Raw genomic sequence first — 16,811 nt, 5'->3', positions numbered from 1 at the left:
CGGCGTACTGGTGTTTTCGTCAAATTTCGATATACCATGTACATTTCATTCCGTTTTTTGGCCTTTTTGCTTAATTATGATGGTATTTAATAAAAAAAGCCGCGTTGCTGCATTAATTTTATACCAGCAAACGCAAAAGATCATGGAACCACACTCCAATGGAACTGACCCGCAAAGGCAGATCAACAAAGATATATGGGCGAGAGCAGCCCGGTGGTATATGCGTACCCCGGTGTTAAAACATATTAATCCTGCCGGGATCATCGGTCTGATACTGGCTGGCCTGATGGTCCTTATTTTCCCGCCGGGACATTGTACCTGCGAAGATCAGATCGATGACCCTAAGCTCAATAAGCTGGCATTGGCAGGCGATACGAATGTACGTAACTATCAAAAACAATTGGATGATATCTATATCTGCGCCGCCAAAAGAGCTGAACTGCTTAAAAAGCTGGAACTTCAGAAAAAAAAACAACAAGACAGCTTGAAACTAAAAAAATCAACCCCTAAGACATGAGCCTAATGTAACATTAATCAACCTACCCCATGATCCGCAAACATCACATCAGTGCGGCCAGTTATCAACAAATTTTTGATTACCTCGCCAGCTTTCAAGTTATTGAAGACCCGGATTTTCATCCGCAATTCATCGGTATCCTGTCCGGGTACTGGTGTAACGAGGGGGAAGAAAAATTGCACCAGGAACGCGAGGTTTGTGCCAAGGCCTGGTTCATTACCAAAGGTATGATCTACCTGTATTTTACCGATGTCGATAAAGGGGAAGTCGTACTGACCCTGTTCCGTTCCGGTGAGCTCGCCATCATACCCGATAGCTTTATGAACGGCAAACCGGCTACCTGTAATATGATGGCCTGTGCAGACACGGAAGTATTGGAAATTTCCAAAGCAGGAAGAAAGCTGATCCACCAGCTTTTTCCGCAAAGCCTGGCACTGGAAAACGCGATACTGGCACAAATCCCGGAGAAAGGCCGGGAACGGGAAGCTTTGCTCTGTTTAGATGCCGAGGAACGGCTGACCCGGTTCTTTGAACTGTATCCTGAGTTGCACCCGTATCACAAAACGGTGAAGATGCTGGATAAGCATATCGCCAGTTACCTGCACATCGATAAATCACATTACAGCAAATATAAAAATCAACAGTACCCTAAAAAAGCCTGGAAAAGTTGGCATATGCCATTTTTTAAGGTAACAACTCGCTGTACATTAGCTTTATAATATAACATAAAGTTACCGGACAACATACTATGGCGTGGGGAATACCGTATTCATGCCGCCCTTTCCGGGCGTACAAGTGCACAGCGCTAAGATGGCCGTCCCCTTTGTTTGAAGCGGCCATCCATGCAGAAACCGGCGGTATTGGCAAGTTAAAACCGGATCAGGCACAAGGAACGTGGGCACGACGATAAGTGCAAATAAACAAACAGGGCGGGCCATATCAAGGTCGTATGGCCGGGTTAAGTACAGTAATAAGAAAAATGTAAGGCAGATGAAAACGTTTGATGCAGCAACAATCGGGGACATGGCAGAGGATTACGCCTCGCAGACCGTGTTTGCCGCTATGGCAGCGCTATGCATCCGTTTCATCACAGCATACTTAGCAGCATCGGTGTGGTTTCAAACCATATCTATCATGCCATTCTTTGCCTGTACTTACGCCCGCAAGAGAATTGTTAACCGAATTACTCACCAACGTAAATTTGCCTTATTCCAGCGTTGCGGCAGGCAGGGAATTTATAATTGAAAAAGACCCATCAGAAGCTGACAGGTCTTTCTCGGGCAGCCGTGGCTGGCTGATCCTAAAAATTAAAATGAACTAATTTTCAAATTAAAGGTACGCATTTACCTCAATATATGCATGTAAGCCCCATGGCAACTAAACATAAAATAGGAATATTCGGAGCAGGTGCCTTGTTACTTGCTCTTGTATTAACAACAGTAGTATTATTTGCTTTTAAAGCAGATAGTAAACACAATAAAAAGGTTGAGCAAAAATTTGAGCGAAATACTAAAAAGTTTTTTGCAAGCCAGTGGTATCTTATTGATGCTTCGGATAATAACCCGGCGAACCAGGACATTACCTCAACTACGGGTAGTGCACCGTCAAGTCCGGGCTGTAATACCACAAATACAGGGGTACCCTGTGCTGTAAATTTAAGCTTTTCGGGAGCAGTTCCGTCCATTCCCGCAGGCACCACAGTGCAAGAAGCGGTGGATGATTATGGCGCTACCGTAGGCAGCTATACCAGGGAACCATAATTACGATTTACTTGTTAGAGCCGGTCCGATTGACCGGCTCTTCCCTTTTATATCAACGTGGATTTTGTTCGTAGCCACCGGTTTCTATAGCATTCTGTGGAATCGGCCAGACATATTTTAATACGTTTGGTAATAATTGATAAGTTGTACCTTTTAACAAACGCGTTTGAATCTTGGCTAATGCAGGTTCTTTATTATATCGCCGAAGATCTTCCCAGCGAACTCCTCTTAAGGCAAGTTCTTTCCGACGCTCCTCTACTATCCTTGATATCAGTATGGCGGAATCTCTTACGGTCAAAGGTTGAAAACCCGCGGTTGTAATACGATTTTTAAGCAGAAAATTCAGGTCAGCTAAGGTCTCATCAATCCTGCCCGCCCTCAAATAACATTCCGCACGAATCAGCAAGGTTTCGTCAACGGAAAGTCCGGTAAAAAATGCAAGCAGTCCAGCATAAGAGCCTTTAAAAAGTATCCGCCCGTCAGTATCTGTTTTATATAGAATCTTTCTCCGCAAGTCGTTGGAAGCATATAGACCCAGTAATTCGGGCGAAGCATTGAACCTTGTGGTCGTAACTACCGCGATATTTAGCATATTACACATCAAGAGCACTTCAGGGTTTCCCTGCCCCCAAAGTGGGAAGGTGTAATCGGCGCTTGTACTCAGTGAATTATAATTTATCAAGCTGCCTTTCAGGGCAAGGCTTAAAGAGGCATATTGTTCTGCCTTTTCATATTGCCCCATTTGTAAGTAGGTCTTAGCCATAAGTGCGTAGACCGCTGGTTTCGATGGCCGGAAAAGATTCACGGGTGATACCGGTAACAAGGAAGAAGCCTCATTGAGGTCACTGATGATCTGTGCGTAGGTGGCGGCCACGTTTGCCCGCCCCGTCTTAAGATTAATATCCGGATCAAGTCTTAGGGGTATACCTGGGTCGGCGTCAGCGGAAGCGCTGTAGGGTTTGCAAAAGAGTTGTGCCAACTGATAAAAATTAAAGGCCCGGAAAAACAAGGCGCTTCCTTTCACATTACTCCAGGCATCTTTTTCGCTGGCCAACGGTTGTATATTGTTAATTCCCAATAACGCTGTATTGGCGTAAAGTACTCGTCGATAGGCACTATTCCAGTCGTTTACCTGGTTATTCTCATATACTTCATTAGCCCAGATGTAAGCATTTTTTTCATAGGGACGGTAGGACAGGTTTTCCCATGTCTGGTCAGATAAAGTATATTCATCGGCACCGAGGACACCAAGTTCATGACTGGACGAATTGTTCATTGTATTCGATGCGTCATCCAGCAATGCCTGGAAATCAGCAATCGTCGAGGGAACGACCTGGCCTTTATCTCTTTTTACATCCAGAAACTCCTTTCCGCAAGAACTAAATGTTAGGCATACTATTATTAAGACGATATATTTCATATAGCTTTATTTTAATTAGTTAAAAATCAACTTTTAGACCCAATGCAAAAGTCTGTGGTTCAGGATAACTCGCATTGGCATAATCCGGGTCAAGATTATTCTTATTGGCTCTCCACAAAATGCCTAAATTCCGGGCGTAAGCATACACCTGTAATTGGCTTAAATTCATATTCTTTAAGATCTTACCCTGAAAACGATAACTTAAATTGACGTCTTGTAAGCGGATATGATCGCCTTTTGTGATCAAAGCCTCGGAGTTTTTGTATACTAATGCCATATAATTGTTGCCTACCGTTGTTCCGGGTGGTATAGCAGCGGGAACCGATGTAATTAGCTCATCACCAGGATTTTTCCATCGTTTGAAGTAATCCATATTATAATTAGAACTTGAATAATATTCATAACCTGGATACATAGAACTACGGCGGAAAACATAACCTGCTTTCCAAATGATATTTGCACTTACCTGAAAGTTTTGATAGCTAAACGTATTTCTTACCGACCCGAAATAAGGCGGAGAGGTGACGCCCGCCTGTACGAGGTCGCTTGTCTTAAAAGAGTTATAGTAAGTTTGATAATCTGTACTCACCACGCCGTTTATATAAATAATGGGCTTGCCTGTATTATGGTCTAATCCGTTCCAAGGAAAGGCATAGATCATGTCACGCGAACTGCCGGCAACTGCCGGGCCGGGAGTAGCTGTATATGCTGTGATCGTGTTCGCCAGTGCGGCATTATATTTGGTGACCTTATTACGGACATAACTGAACAGCACTGATGTCTCCCAGCGGAATTTGCCGGTCAGGTTTCTGCTGTTAAGTTGAATATCCACCCCGCGGGTATTCATATTGGCGTAATTGATCTTATTTTGCAAAGCCGGGGTTACACCCAGGATGATCCCGGTTGTCGGGTCCATATTATCGATACCGATCAGGTCACTTGCATTTTTATTGTAAAACTCGATACTGCCTTCAATTCTCCTGTTCGATAGCGCAAAGTCGATACCTGCATTAAACGTTTTTACCTGCTCCCAACGCAGGTCGGGATTCCCTGCGCTTGTCAACGAAGCATTTGGTAGGCCGGTGATCGCATCTGTGTTGTATAAGGCTGTTGGAAATGCACTGACCGATGTATTTACGTTACCACTGCTCCCATAGGTGGCCCGCAGTCGTAAATAAGGTAACCATTTCAACTGATAAAATGGCTCTTTGCTCAGTTCCCAACTGCTGCCTATAGACCATAGTGGCACCCCTTTCTGATTGGTATTTACGCCGAAAATATTAGACCCGTCCCAGCGGACACTCCCGGAAAGCGTATACCGTTCCTTATAAGTATCCGCAGCATTGGCAAAGTAAGACAAATAACGGTCGGTCAGGATCCTGTGTAACTGGTATCCGTTGATACTGGGTAATGTTGCCGCGCCGGTTGGCCTGGTCGGGTAAGCGGTATAATAATCAAATGCCGTGTTGCTGGTCAACACATCTTTATTGTAATTCAAAAGCATGTATCCGGGTAGGGTTTCTGCGACCTGCTGCCGGACCTCCGCCCCGGCGAGTGCGCTTAACTGGTGCTGGTTGGTGAAATCATGATTATAATTGAGCTGCAATCTTCCGGCTTGTGCCTGTGTTGTTACAGGTGTTGCACCGGTCAGGACTCCGCCGTTTGGAAATATCTTTGTTCCGTCGGTTTGCGTAAAGCGGTTAACCAAGTTTCGCACATAATAAGTTTGAGGCGAATAATAGCTTACACCTGTTGCATTATTTTGAATGAACTGATAGGATGCATTGATATTAAAGTCCTTAAAAAAGGTATACTTTAGTCCTCCATTAAGCTTGATCTCGTTATTCCTGGCAGTGTTATCTGCTAATTTCAGTTCGTCTAATGGGCGGTATAACCAGTCTACCAAACCATTGGCCGCAGCCTGTTGCTGATAAGTAAACCGGTAATCCCTGGGAATAGCTAACGCATTCCCGTTATCGTCGGCCAGACGAGCGTAGGGAGAAATAATACCAACTCCAGCGGTCGTTAGTCCGGAATAGTTAAGGCCGTTGGTTTGCTGTTGCTGCCTGGTATACCAGATATCGGCAGTAAACTCCAGATTTTTCAATGGTTGGAATGAATTGAGCAGCCGAAGACTGAGCCTGGAATTACTGTTTTCGGTGACGTTTTCTTTATTGTTATCGTAACCGGTTGAAAAATAATATTTGTAGGCTGCGCCGCCGCCGCTGGCATTCAGTGCATATTGCTGGTTTAAGCCCTGCCTGTAAAGATATTTTAAAGCGTCATTCCGCACATCGGTATTTTTCATAACGTCCTCCTGTGCGGTAAAATCCGCATCGCTGATCGCGCCGTTTCGCTTTTTGATCAGCAGTTCCACGTATAAAGGCAACGCGGTTTGATTGCGTTCCAGATAATTACCTCGCGTAAATAGTTCCTTCTCGATAGACATTACTGTCGGAGAAGGTAGCCAGTTCTGATTGTAAAATAGATCGGGCCTATTAATCGAGGTCACATTGCTGGTAAAGGAGATCCTGCTTTTTTGATTGTAGCGGCCTTGCTTAGTTGTGATGACAATTACTCCGTTCCCTGCGCGGGCTCCCCATATTGAAGCGGCAGCGGCATCTTTGAGTATGGTGATGCTTTCTACATCATTTGGGTTAATGGTCGAGATATCACCTTCATAGGGAAAATTATCAACAACGATCAACGCCTTCTCGTTGGATTCAATAGTTGAAACACCTCTGATCCTGATATCAGGACTTCTTTTTACTGTATTTTCGCCTGTAATAAGTCGCCGGTCAAAGTTCAAACTATTTGTTATTCCCTCAAGCCTGTCCAAGATATTTGTTGTAACGCTTCGGTTGAGTAGCTGGTTATTGATTTGTGTAAAAGAGCCGGTCGCTCTTTCTTTTGGTATTTGATAATAACCTGTATTGACAACAACTTCTGAAAGAGCAGCCATGTTTTCTTTAAGCCGCACCGTATAATATGTTGTTTTGTTGGAGCTAATGGTTAGCTGCTGAACCATATAGCCAACATAGTTTACCAATATGGTATCAGAAGTTAATTTAATGGTGAAATTGAAATCCCCGTTTCCATCAGTTATAACGGTGATATGAGTGTTTTTCAATTTTATAGTTGCTCCTGCCAACGGTTGGTTTCCGTTTTCAGATATGACCTTTCCCCTGATATTTATCTGGCCAAAAGCTACTGATGAAAAGCCTATTAGGATGCTTAATAATATATATCTATTCATTGTGGATCATTTAGGTGCTTTTTTACTTTTTATTTTGGAACTCTGTTTTACCTGAAGGCGCTATATTCTTATCACGTATTTCAAGCACAGGAACCTGTTCTTTTTCAATGGTAAGATATAATCCGTATCGTGACAATTCTTTTTGAGCCTTGTCCAGGTTACCTTTAATAGACTTCGCGAAATCGAAATCAACCCTAAAATTGGGATCAATACCGGTACTGTCAATGACCTCTCGGATCGTTAATTTAGGTGATAACTGAGAAGAAGAAAGACGGCCCAAAAAGTGTTGACCAAACAAGAGATTTTTATACCTATACCTATCTCCGTGATGATCTACACCGCCAGAATCTGACTTGCTTTTCAGCAAACCTTCTGTTTCGGTTTTAGCTCCTTTCAGTCTCAATACCGCATAGATATGTTTGGGGCCAGCTTTGATCTTCGCTTCAAGGTTCAGGTAAAGGCCGAAAAAATGATTAAGATCTTGTTGCATCATCCGCAGTGCCTGATGCTCATTAATAGGTTTTGGGTATCTGAGATTATAACCGTAATTATTTTTTTTTCGCCATGCCAGATAGATGGAGTCTTGCTTGTATTCACCATTGAGGCTTGGATGCGGTTTGTTTAAAAACCGTGCCTGAAGTGCGGGACTGATATTCCACTCAACCCCATTATCGATGCCAAATGCCGGGAAAATATCTTGCCTGAAAGCCTGAAAGAATAATTCTGAAAGTGAAAGATTGCAGCAATAAAGCACTGTTGTATCAGCCAATGTAAGATAGGTTAACGTTTGAGTATCGTAATTCGGGAGATATCGGGCTATAACTGCATCATTCCCTTTAAAATATAATCCGGTTTCTCCATTTCCTTTCGTAAATAAAGGCATCAAAGGATTAAGCGCATTATCCTGTATGTTTTGGATCACTTTAATAGGCTTACCGGCAATGGCATTTAAAATATTTTCCTTGGTAGCGTAATCCGATTTAGGGAATGCAATTACTTTTCCACTTCTAATCCATACCTGGTGTGGTATCCCGGAATGCGGGAAAATTTGTGCAAGTATCGTATCACCAATGATAGAAGTAAAATCCCATTTGTATCTATTGAATTCTGTTTTCGCTTCCTTTTCGGACTGATAGGTTACCGGAACCACTATAAAGTCCGCACCGTTCATAGCCATTTTTATGCTATCCAGTTTATTAAGAGAGTAAACACACGGGCCGCACCATGTCGCCCAAAAGTCGAGAATGATCAGTTTGTCCTTAAATTGCTTTAATTGTATCGTAGTAAGTTTTCCTGTACGGGTATTTACAGCTTGATGTGCTTTTTGATAAAAAGTTTCAGGAAGTGTTTCATTGATATGTATAGTTACGGGCGATGGTTTGTAAAACTGACCCTGTGCCGTAAAATTTAGGCAAAGCGCGGCCAGTACTATAAATAGTATAATTTTTTTCATGAAAGTTCATTAGTTTAGAGAGTTATGAAATAGGCTGAACAGCCTTTATAAAGCAAAACGGCGACACTATTAACTATAACTGATCTGGTCGCCGTTTGCAGGCAGGGAATTAAATCGGGTGCTTGATGATGTTTTTAAAGCGGTTTTTTAACGATGGGCAGCGACTGTTCTTAAATAATATATTATGGCGTTCAATTAGTAAAAATGAACCTATATGATTAATTTTGAGACAATACATCCCCCCTAAGTATAATACTTTCATTATTTGGGGCCTAATTGGTAAAAGAAATGATTGAAAATCGCTTAACACCAATTAATCAGGAGGCTTATGAACGTTCTTTATTATATTTTTGCGAAAATAATTAAGGGAGAAATTACGGTAGAAAACGCACTGCGATCCGTAGCACCCGGCGGTGCTGGTTAAGCTAATTGGACGGCTGTTTAGTCTCGTTTTCATTACTCATATGTTTGAAACGAGTCTCTAAGCGGCAGAGTAACCTTATTGAAAAAACCAATAAGGCGACTTTTACTGCTTCCGACCGAGGGTACGACCAAGCACCCACCCCTAAATCTACACGAAATTCAGGGTTTATCACCGGAAGACTTACGTAAAAGCCGCCCTACTGGTTAATATATCTATGAAGATAGGGATTATCCAGTATATGGGGCGACCTCACGGCCTTCTCGCTGATAAAATTTGGTCGTTTTTCGGGCGAGAGACTTCGTTATAGTGAAACATCAATGAATGCCTCACATTAATTGTCGCTATAATACAATACAAACATACGAAAAAATATATAAATGCAAATTATTAATCTATCTATTTTAAAATAAGTTCAGTGTCGAAAGAACGTAAAGACGAAAACGCAAAATATAGAACTATAATTAAGAAATACAGAAGGCATTTTGGACTACTTCAAGGTGACATTGCATCCTTGTTAGATATTGACGAGAACAGATATAGTGGTATAGAATCAGGAAGAAGAACATTGGATATAAATATTTCAGATGAAATTGCAGGGCTATATAATCTAAAATATTATAAAATGGGAAACCCCAGCCAGGTAATACCCAAAATTGAGGATTTGCCAAAAGCTACCCAAGAGATTATTGCCACGCGCGTGGGGTTGGGAATAAAGCTTAAAAATACGGATAGGAATCTCGGATTTTACTTAGACCAATTGATAAATGGAAAAGGACTTGATGAGCCTATAACAGCAAAGGAAATCTGGGAGCAATTACCGGAAAATGTTAAAAAAAGCAGTTCGCCTACTGAGATTACCAATCTATTTAATAAAAAACCCAGGAATAAAATTATTACAAAGGTTGATAAAAAAGGTAAAGAATATTTATTTCAATTGAAAAAATTGGCGAAAAAGTAAGTGTTACTTATATCTCGAAAAATTGATCCCTGAATGGATGCCCTCTATTTCTTTCATTAACGGAGTTTCCACCTTATTGATAAGACGCTATTATTTAATTGAGTCTAAAAAAGTGCCCTGCTCCTTCAGGGCACTTTCACTATTAACGGACCCTATTCATTAATGTCATGAAAAGGTGAAAGAACGAAGGAGAATATTTAATCATTTTTCTTTTTGATAACCGGGTTGTTTTTCTCTTTGATCATATCCATTACCAGCCAAACGATCACACCAATAATGAACAAAAGAAAAACACCGAAACCGATATAGTACCAGATTTCCATATATGGTTGTTAAAGAACTAACAAAAGAGTATTTTACTTTAGAGGATGGTGTCAAGGTCGCCCCGGCCATGACGGCGGTTCCAAAGCTTGTTATCATTATATAATAATCAAGATTGCTCTTACAGAGAGGTGTAACCCATACCCTTATAGCCCAGATTCAATCAAATTGATAAAGTTCTTAGTTGAATGTGAATCAGAATCTAATGGTCTGGGTGGTTCAGCGCTAAGTATACGACCAGACTTGTCGATTATCAAAAGTTTGGGGTAGGCCGTAACATTATAATGTGACAGAATAGGATGCTGTTCTCCCAGTCCATCGGTATATAAATTCACATTGCCCTTGTGTGTATATTTACCTTCTTTTAATGATCCTACCCAATACCTTTTGACTTTATCTACGTTGATTGTCACAAATACCACATCCCTGCCTTTAAACGATTCTATGATTGGCCCCATTTTTTTCGCCAGAACCAGGCATGCTCCGCATCCGGTAAACCAAAAATCTACAACTACAACTTTCCCCCTATAATCGGTAAGTTTAATGATCTTTCCTGTGGAGTCAGGGAGTGAAAACGGAAAGGCATCAACTTTGATGCTTAAAGATTTTTTTATGCTGTTAAACACATTGAAATAGGAAGAGTTTTCCTCAAATAGAACAGGTTCTTCTAAAAAACAATAGGCATCGCTATATTCGTTCGGCAAATCGGATAGCCCAATTACTAATAGCCTTTCCCGAAGCCCGCCTTTATATTTATTTGAAAGATATGCTAAAAAACGGGGTGCTCCTGTCTTATTGATTGTGTTCTTTCTGAAATTATTGATCTCAAAATCCAGCTTTTCTTTCCTATAGATATAATCAGTAAAAATAGGAGATAAATGCGCTTGTTCCGGATAGTTAGTGTCCATACCCTGAAGTCTACTTTTGTAGAACGCAACCGCTCGTGAATTAAACGTTGAATCTAACTTATATGAATTACAGATCAATGAAAGAATCGCGAAGTTTCTCCATCCAAGACATTGATTATGTAGATAATCATAAAAATCTTTGCTAATATGCCCTTGATAAGTTTGCAGTAAATCAATTTGACTTTTATAATTACGGTCGAATAAACTAATATTATTTTCAAAATAAAAATCATCACCTCGGTTTGCGATCTCCGGGATGGTGTAAAAGTATTTACTGCCTAAGTAAAAGAGTTTCGATTGCAAATTCATTTTATCGGAACCTTTACCCGAAAATACAACTGAATCTGTATAAAAAGTGCATTGAAGGTCATCCCCATCTTCTACTATATAATTTTTCATATAGTTGTAGGATGGGAATATTGTCTTTGCATTGGTATAATTAATTGTTAAATGGCTTATTTTGGAAGGGATCGCTAATTTCTTTTCAAATGAATTATTGACGGTATCGTATTCATACTTTATTGAATTTGTAAAAACGTTGGTCAGCGAGAATACTTCATATACCGAAAGTTGAAGCCTGCGTATATCAGGCTTCAATGAATCCTTTACCACGCCATGAATAGTGATTGAATAGTTTTTATTTACATTCTCAGAACTGATCTTATGCTTGCCTGTCTGGGCGGTGGCTACTGTTGCCATAAATGTCAATAGTAATATAGCAGGTATTTTTCTCATCACTTTTATCTTTGATTTTGCTCGATTCCACTTAATGCAATTTCCTGGTCAGGAATAGGGAAAACGTATTTGGGGTCGTTGGGCGGTAATGTGTAATTTTGGCCATTGATGCTCCTGGTGAGCACGATGTTGGCCCCGTCCCTGTTATATCTTTTTAGATCAGACCATCTCAGGCTTCTGAATATCAATTCCTTTTTACGTTCTTCTAATACTTTAGCTAATGCCTGTTCCGGACTGGAAGCTGATGCCGGAATGTAGACCGTGTTTTTATCGTATCTATTGATCAAAAGCTGGTTGAGAAACGTCATAGCATCGCCAGTCTGCTTCCTGCGAGCGAGGCACTCCGCTTTGATCAGATATAATTCGTCGGTAGCTAATCCGCTAAATGGATATAAGCCAGGCCCCAAATAAATTCGTTTTACTGAATATCTTCCGGTTTCCTTTTGCTTAAAAAAGATCTTTTTTCTAAGATCATTGCCTACATATAAATTATAGAGTTGGGAATCAACTCTGTATGATGCTATTGAGGAATTTGCTGAAACCAGAAACGCATAAGAATTGATCTGTTGGGACGAATAAATCACTTCTTCCGAACTATTACTGAAAGGGTAGTCCACCGTAGTACTTATGGTATTATAATCGGTCAGTCTTTTATAAATTTGCATGGCAGTATCCGCAGATTTTTCCGCGTCATCATAGCTGCCCATATATAGGTACATCCGAGCTTTGAGGGCCATCACAGCGGCCTTTGAAGGCTGGTTTTTATTATAGACAGGAGCAGGTGCATCCAATAAGGATCCGGCAATGTCAAGATCACTTATAATCTGATCGAAAGTCTGTTTTAAGGTGGCGCGTGACTTAACAATGTCTACTCCTGATTCTGTCCGTATAGGAAGACCAAGGTCACTGTTGGCGGTCTGTGAAGTGTATACCTTACAAAAGTTCCTGGCAAGATCGTAGTACGCATATGCCCTTACAAAACATGCCCGGCCTTTTACTCTGTTCGCTTCCTGTTTATCACTAAAATTGGACTTACCGATTACATCGAGTACACTGTTTGCATAAAATATCTGCTGAAATGATTTATTCCAATCTGTACCGATTTCACCCTGGTACATATCCTTGCTCCAAATATAAGCGTTGCGTTCGGTCAACGTTGGTAAAGTATTATAACTTTGATCCGAAGCGACGATGTACTCATCTGCGGATATCTGAGATAATCCAGTGGTTGAAGCAAAAACAGTTACATTTTCGAGAAGGCTTTTAAGATCTTCTAAAGTGGTTGGTGCTACGATAGCTGAAGATGGCTTTTTATCCAAAAACTCTTTAGTACACCCGATGCTTAGCATCAGTATGAATGAAATACAAAGTATAGCTATAGTTTTCATGCGATTATAGGGTTGCTTTGATACCGAATGATATCGTTAAAGGAATAGAAGTGTTTGTGATGGTTGGATTGGGATTATCCGGGTCAAGGCCGAGCTTATTGGCTTTCCATATGTACCCCACATTGTTCAGATAGGCATACAATTGCAAGGCGGAAAAGTATTTCGTCAAAGGCGTTAGCTTTTTTAGATTCCATTCCAGCCGTATATCTTGTAATCTGATATTATCAGCTTTTTCAATAAGTATATCTGAAGAGGTGTAAATCTGACGGGAACCATCATCCGGATAGAGCAGTGAGGGTACGGAGGTCTTCAATTCGTCACCTGATTTCATCCACCGGTTTGCAAAGTCGATATTGTTTTGAAAGCCTAAAGGGCCATAAACAGTGCTTTCTAATGACGTCCTTCTAAAATAATAATTTAAGCGGTAAGTAATGTTAAATGATAAAGCTAATGAACCATATGAAAAAGTGTTTCTTAAACTTCCAAAAGTTGTGGGAACAGCAGAGCCTACCCGAACTATATTGCTTCTATTTAAAGAGTTAGAGATACTGCTAAAATCCGAACTGGGTGACCCATCGAAATAAACCTGCGGGTTCCCATTACCGTCAAGCCCCGCCCATTTGTAAGCATATAATGAAAAGTAAGAATTACCTACTATTGGGTTATCAAAAGGAAATGTGACAATTGCTCCGTTTGTGTTTTCACTCGCGGTATATTTTGCGACTTTGTCCCGAATAGTGCTGAATAAAAACGTGCTGTACCATTTAAACCTACCATTGAGGTTTATTGTATTAATAGTAACATCCAGCCCTTTCGTGCTGGTTTGTGCGAAATTTCCCTGGAAAGAGAGTACTCCAGTTTGACCGGCCAGCGGGCTTGTACCAAAAAGATCTACCCCATCCTTGATATAAGGTTCTATACTTCCCGATATAACCCCGGATTTGCTCGAAAAGTCAAGCCCCAGGTTAATGATCTTATTTTTTTCCCATTTCAGAGAAGGGTTAGGCGGGTTTATGATGCCACTATAAGTTGGTCCATAAATGTTTGTGCCTATGACATTGGCTGTCAGGTAAGCACTTATAGTTTTACTTACATTGCCGGTATATCCATAGCTTCCTCTGAGTTTTAAATAAGGCAGCCACGAAAAATCATAAAATGCTTCTTTGCTGATATCCCAGCCGAAGCCCGCTGACCATAAAGGAACGCCCTTTTGATTGGATTTAACACCGAAAAGGTTAGATTCATCCTTCCTGGCACTTAACGATAAAGTATATCTACTTTTATAGGCATAGGTTGCATTTGCGAAATAAGAAACATAACGGTCGGTTAAATAACTGGATTCTTGCCCGGCACTTATGCGCGTGGAGCCCCCATACAACAGCGCATAATCATTGTTGAAATTGATTGCTGAATTGGAATTTACACGGGTCGATTCATCGTAACCGTATAGATTTTGACTGATACTTTCTGCAAAATTATCCCTGACTTCAACTCCTCCTATGGCTGATAGGGAATGATCTGCTCCGATTGATTTATTATAATTCAACTGAAACCTTCCATAATTAGAGGTTAACTGTTCTATTCTGCTATTGAATATGCCACCTACAGGAACCACCCTGGAAACTGCACCGGTACTGTAATCTATTGATGAAAGGCTGTTAACCAGGTCTCTCGCCGTATAGGAATCCGCATTATTAAGAACTTCTCCAACTGTACTTTGCTTTTGATACTGGTATAACAGGGATGCTGAAAATCCGGGTAAGATGTTGTAATTTAAACCGGCATTTATGATATAACTGGTCAGGTTACTTTTAGAATTCGCATAATTTTCATCCAAAGGCCTGTAATGCCAGTCCAGCAGATTGCCTTTTCCAACAGTGTCAACATATCCCGACCTTAAGTTATTTTGCACGGCTAAAGCGTTACCGTTCTCGTCAGCCAGCCTGTCATACGGTGATTGCGGCGAATAGGTGTTTCCGCTTTTGTAACTGCTGGAGGTGAACAATAAGCCGGTAGTAAGTTCCAGTTTATCTTTTAAAAACCGGTAAGAGTTATTAGCTGTCAAATTAAAGCGGTTATAACTATCCGTCATTTTTGAAGCCAGGTTGCGGTCATATCCGACTGATACGAAGTATTTATTTCGATCGCCACCACCATTTACATTAAATGCGTATTGCTGATTTACGGACAGCCTGTATAGATATTTCAGCATATCTTTTCTGACATCATAGTTTTTAAGGGCATTGATCTGTTTCAGAGAATCGGCGGAAGAGATCATTTTTTTTGCTCCCTGATCCATGATATCAACTGCGGCTGAGACGGGGAGATAGCCGCTATTAATGGCATCTGTGTATGCCCCCTGATCGTATAAGAACTTCTCTACGCCAATCCAGTCAGACGACGAAAACCAGGGAGCCTGATACAGGTCAGGCTTTTTGCCGATGGTAACGTTCGCATTGAAGTTTATTACCTGTTTTGCATTGTAGTTACCTTTAAAGGTAGTGATCACCACAACTCCGTTGCCTGCACGGGTGCCCCAAATGGCCGCTGCCGCTGCGTCCTTCAATATATTGATGCTTTTAATGTCATTCGGGTTAATATTATCCAGATTTCCTTCATAGGGGAAATTATCTACCACAATTAATGGTTTGTCTTCACCATTGATGGTGCTGCGGCCACGGATGTTAAACTCGCTTTGTGATGCAACTCTGTTCTTATTGAAAAGTAAACCGCTGGTGATCCCGTCGAGGCGATCTAAAACATTAGTTCCAACCTTTCTATTTAGCAATGCACTATCAATGACCACAAAGCTTCCTGTCGTTTTTTCCCTTGACAATTGCTGGTAGCCTGTACTTATGATTACTTCGGTTAGTTTATTTAAGCTAGCATGTAAAACAATATTTTGAAAAGGCAGATTGTTGGTTACCGTAAACACATAAGGTTGATAACCAATAAAGCTTGTGGTTATTTGATCGCCATTTTGGGCAGTTAAAATAAATTCACCTTTATCATTGGTTAAGATGGCTTTGCCATCGGTTTTGTTGATGATAGTCGCGCCAACTAAAGGTATACCCGTGGTGTCGGTAACCTTGCCCGAAACAGTAATCGGTATAGCAAGAGCGGTTTTTATTTTATCAAAAAAACTTGCCTCCTTAACCTTAAAAACCACCGCACCATTTTCAATCTTAAAATCAAGCGCCTGATTTTTCAAACTGACTTTTAGTGCTTCGTCCAGTGTAGCATCCTTAATATTCACGGTGATAGGTGATGAGTTAAGAAACAGGTCTTCACTATAAACAAAATCATAACCGCTTTGCTGGCGTATTTTGTTCAGCACCTGTTCCAAACTGGCATTCTTTTCACTAAGGGAGATCTTTTGTGCCAGGCTAGTAGCGCTGACAGTCATTATAGTCATCAGCAGAAGAAAGGTCGTAATCTTCATGACGAGTAGTGTTTTACGCGGCACACATAAATGCACGCTGCCGCTAATGCGTATTGCATTAAAATCCATAACTTTGATTGTTCGGGTTTAAATAAATTTGTTGTCATACACGAATTATTTTTTCCCATTGCGGCTCTGCCACAGGGGAGGGTTCCCGGACGCTTAACGTATCCCGAGGCTCAATTCGGGGTGCGTTTTTTTGTTTCGGTTCACCATTGGCCTGCGGCCT

12 protein-coding genes are annotated in these 16,811 nt (G+C 41.0%); 5 read left to right on the top strand and 7 right to left on the bottom strand.

Going from position 1 to position 16,811, the window contains the following annotated elements:
- Nucleotides 1-76 precede the first annotated feature (76 nt).
- The 4 genes from BLS59_RS21175 to BLS59_RS21165 all read left to right on the top strand — a co-directional run bounded on the left by BLS59_RS21175 (nt 77) and on the right by BLS59_RS21165 (nt 2,277).
- A complete protein-coding gene (locus BLS59_RS21175; RefSeq protein WP_091152339.1) occupies nt 77-517 on the top strand; it encodes a hypothetical protein in 441 nt (146 codons plus the stop codon).
- Between the two features lie 29 nt (nt 518-546).
- Nucleotides 547-1,236 carry a Crp/Fnr family transcriptional regulator gene (locus tag BLS59_RS21170; RefSeq protein WP_091152337.1) on the top strand — a complete coding sequence of 230 codons (690 nt, stop codon included), beginning with the start codon at nt 547-549 and terminating at the stop codon, nt 1,234-1,236.
- 425 nt (nt 1,237-1,661) lie between these two features.
- Nucleotides 1,662-1,838, top strand: a complete 177-nt coding sequence (locus BLS59_RS31725; protein WP_162842722.1) for a hypothetical protein — start codon at nt 1,662-1,664, stop codon at nt 1,836-1,838.
- A gap of 49 nt (nt 1,839-1,887) precedes the next feature.
- Nucleotides 1,888-2,277, top strand: coding sequence for a hypothetical protein (locus tag BLS59_RS21165; protein ID WP_143014204.1), 390 nt, complete (start codon nt 1,888-1,890; stop codon nt 2,275-2,277).
- Nucleotides 2,278-2,329: 52 nt separating this feature from the next.
- Here BLS59_RS21165 and BLS59_RS21160 read toward each other — a convergent pair whose 3' ends face one another.
- The 3 genes from BLS59_RS21160 to BLS59_RS21150 are packed head-to-tail and all read right to left on the bottom strand — an operon-like array spanning nt 2,330 to nt 8,406.
- Nucleotides 2,330-3,697, bottom strand: a complete 1,368-nt coding sequence (locus BLS59_RS21160) for a RagB/SusD family nutrient uptake outer membrane protein (RefSeq protein ID WP_091152333.1) — start codon at nt 3,695-3,697, stop codon at nt 2,330-2,332.
- Between the two features lie 19 nt (nt 3,698-3,716).
- Complete coding sequence (locus tag BLS59_RS21155) at nt 3,717-6,953, bottom strand: SusC/RagA family TonB-linked outer membrane protein (protein WP_091152332.1); 3,237 nt, start codon at nt 6,951-6,953, stop codon at nt 3,717-3,719.
- Nucleotides 6,954-6,975: 22 nt separating this feature from the next.
- Entirely contained in the window at nt 6,976-8,406 is a 1,431-nt protein-coding gene (locus BLS59_RS21150; protein ID WP_091152330.1) for a redoxin family protein, read from the bottom strand.
- Nucleotides 8,407-9,245: 839 nt separating this feature from the next.
- On the opposite strand from BLS59_RS21150, the gene BLS59_RS21145 reads away from it, so the two are divergent.
- A complete protein-coding gene (locus BLS59_RS21145; protein WP_091152328.1) occupies nt 9,246-9,788 on the top strand; it encodes a helix-turn-helix domain-containing protein in 543 nt (180 codons plus the stop codon).
- A gap of 197 nt (nt 9,789-9,985) precedes the next feature.
- On the opposite strand, the gene BLS59_RS32545 is transcribed toward BLS59_RS21145, so the two are convergent.
- From BLS59_RS32545 to BLS59_RS21130, 4 genes are all read right to left on the bottom strand, one after another.
- Entirely contained in the window at nt 9,986-10,111 is a 126-nt protein-coding gene (locus BLS59_RS32545; protein ID WP_262492966.1) for a hypothetical protein, read from the bottom strand.
- A 144-nt stretch (nt 10,112-10,255) separates the two neighbouring features.
- Nucleotides 10,256-11,716 carry a TlpA family protein disulfide reductase gene (locus BLS59_RS21140; RefSeq protein WP_162842721.1) on the bottom strand — a complete coding sequence of 487 codons (1,461 nt, stop codon included), beginning with the start codon at nt 11,714-11,716 and terminating at the stop codon, nt 10,256-10,258.
- Between the two features lie 41 nt (nt 11,717-11,757).
- Nucleotides 11,758-13,101: a RagB/SusD family nutrient uptake outer membrane protein gene (locus BLS59_RS21135; protein WP_162842720.1), complete on the bottom strand. Its 1,344-nt coding sequence runs from the start codon at nt 13,099-13,101 to the stop codon at nt 11,758-11,760.
- A gap of 43 nt (nt 13,102-13,144) precedes the next feature.
- Nucleotides 13,145-16,651: a SusC/RagA family TonB-linked outer membrane protein gene (locus BLS59_RS21130; RefSeq protein ID WP_091152322.1), complete on the bottom strand. Its 3,507-nt coding sequence runs from the start codon at nt 16,649-16,651 to the stop codon at nt 13,145-13,147.
- Nucleotides 16,652-16,811: the final 160 nt, after the last annotated feature.

Source organism: Mucilaginibacter pineti, from assembly GCF_900101875.1.
Taxonomy (GTDB): domain Bacteria; phylum Bacteroidota; class Bacteroidia; order Sphingobacteriales; family Sphingobacteriaceae; genus Mucilaginibacter; species Mucilaginibacter pineti.
The sequence above is the reverse complement of the archived record's forward strand: the minus strand, read 5'-3'. Positions and strand labels throughout refer to the sequence as shown.

Bases quoted from the DNA above. Each gene is read 5' to 3' on its own strand.
- BLS59_RS21175 (WP_091152339.1), top strand. From the start codon at position 77: ATGATGGTATTTAATAAAAAAAGCCGCGTTGCTGCATTAATTTTATAC.
- BLS59_RS21170 (WP_091152337.1), top strand. From the start codon at position 547: ATGATCCGCAAACATCACATCAGTGCGGCCAGTTATCAACAAATTTTT.
- BLS59_RS21165 (WP_143014204.1), top strand. From the start codon at position 1,888: ATGGCAACTAAACATAAAATAGGAATATTCGGAGCAGGTGCCTTGTTA.
- BLS59_RS21160 (WP_091152333.1), bottom strand. From the start codon at position 3,697: ATGAAATATATCGTCTTAATAATAGTATGCCTAACATTTAGTTCTTGC.
- BLS59_RS21155 (WP_091152332.1), bottom strand. From the start codon at position 6,953: ATGAATAGATATATATTATTAAGCATCCTAATAGGCTTTTCATCAGTA.
- BLS59_RS21150 (WP_091152330.1), bottom strand. From the start codon at position 8,406: ATGAAAAAAATTATACTATTTATAGTACTGGCCGCGCTTTGCCTAAAT.
- BLS59_RS32545 (WP_262492966.1), bottom strand. From the start codon at position 10,111: ATGGAAATCTGGTACTATATCGGTTTCGGTGTTTTTCTTTTGTTCATT.
- BLS59_RS21140 (WP_162842721.1), bottom strand. From the start codon at position 11,716: ATGGCAACAGTAGCCACCGCCCAGACAGGCAAGCATAAGATCAGTTCT.
- BLS59_RS21135 (WP_162842720.1), bottom strand. From the start codon at position 13,101: ATGCTAAGCATCGGGTGTACTAAAGAGTTTTTGGATAAAAAGCCATCT.
- BLS59_RS21130 (WP_091152322.1), bottom strand. From the start codon at position 16,651: ATGGATTTTAATGCAATACGCATTAGCGGCAGCGTGCATTTATGTGTG.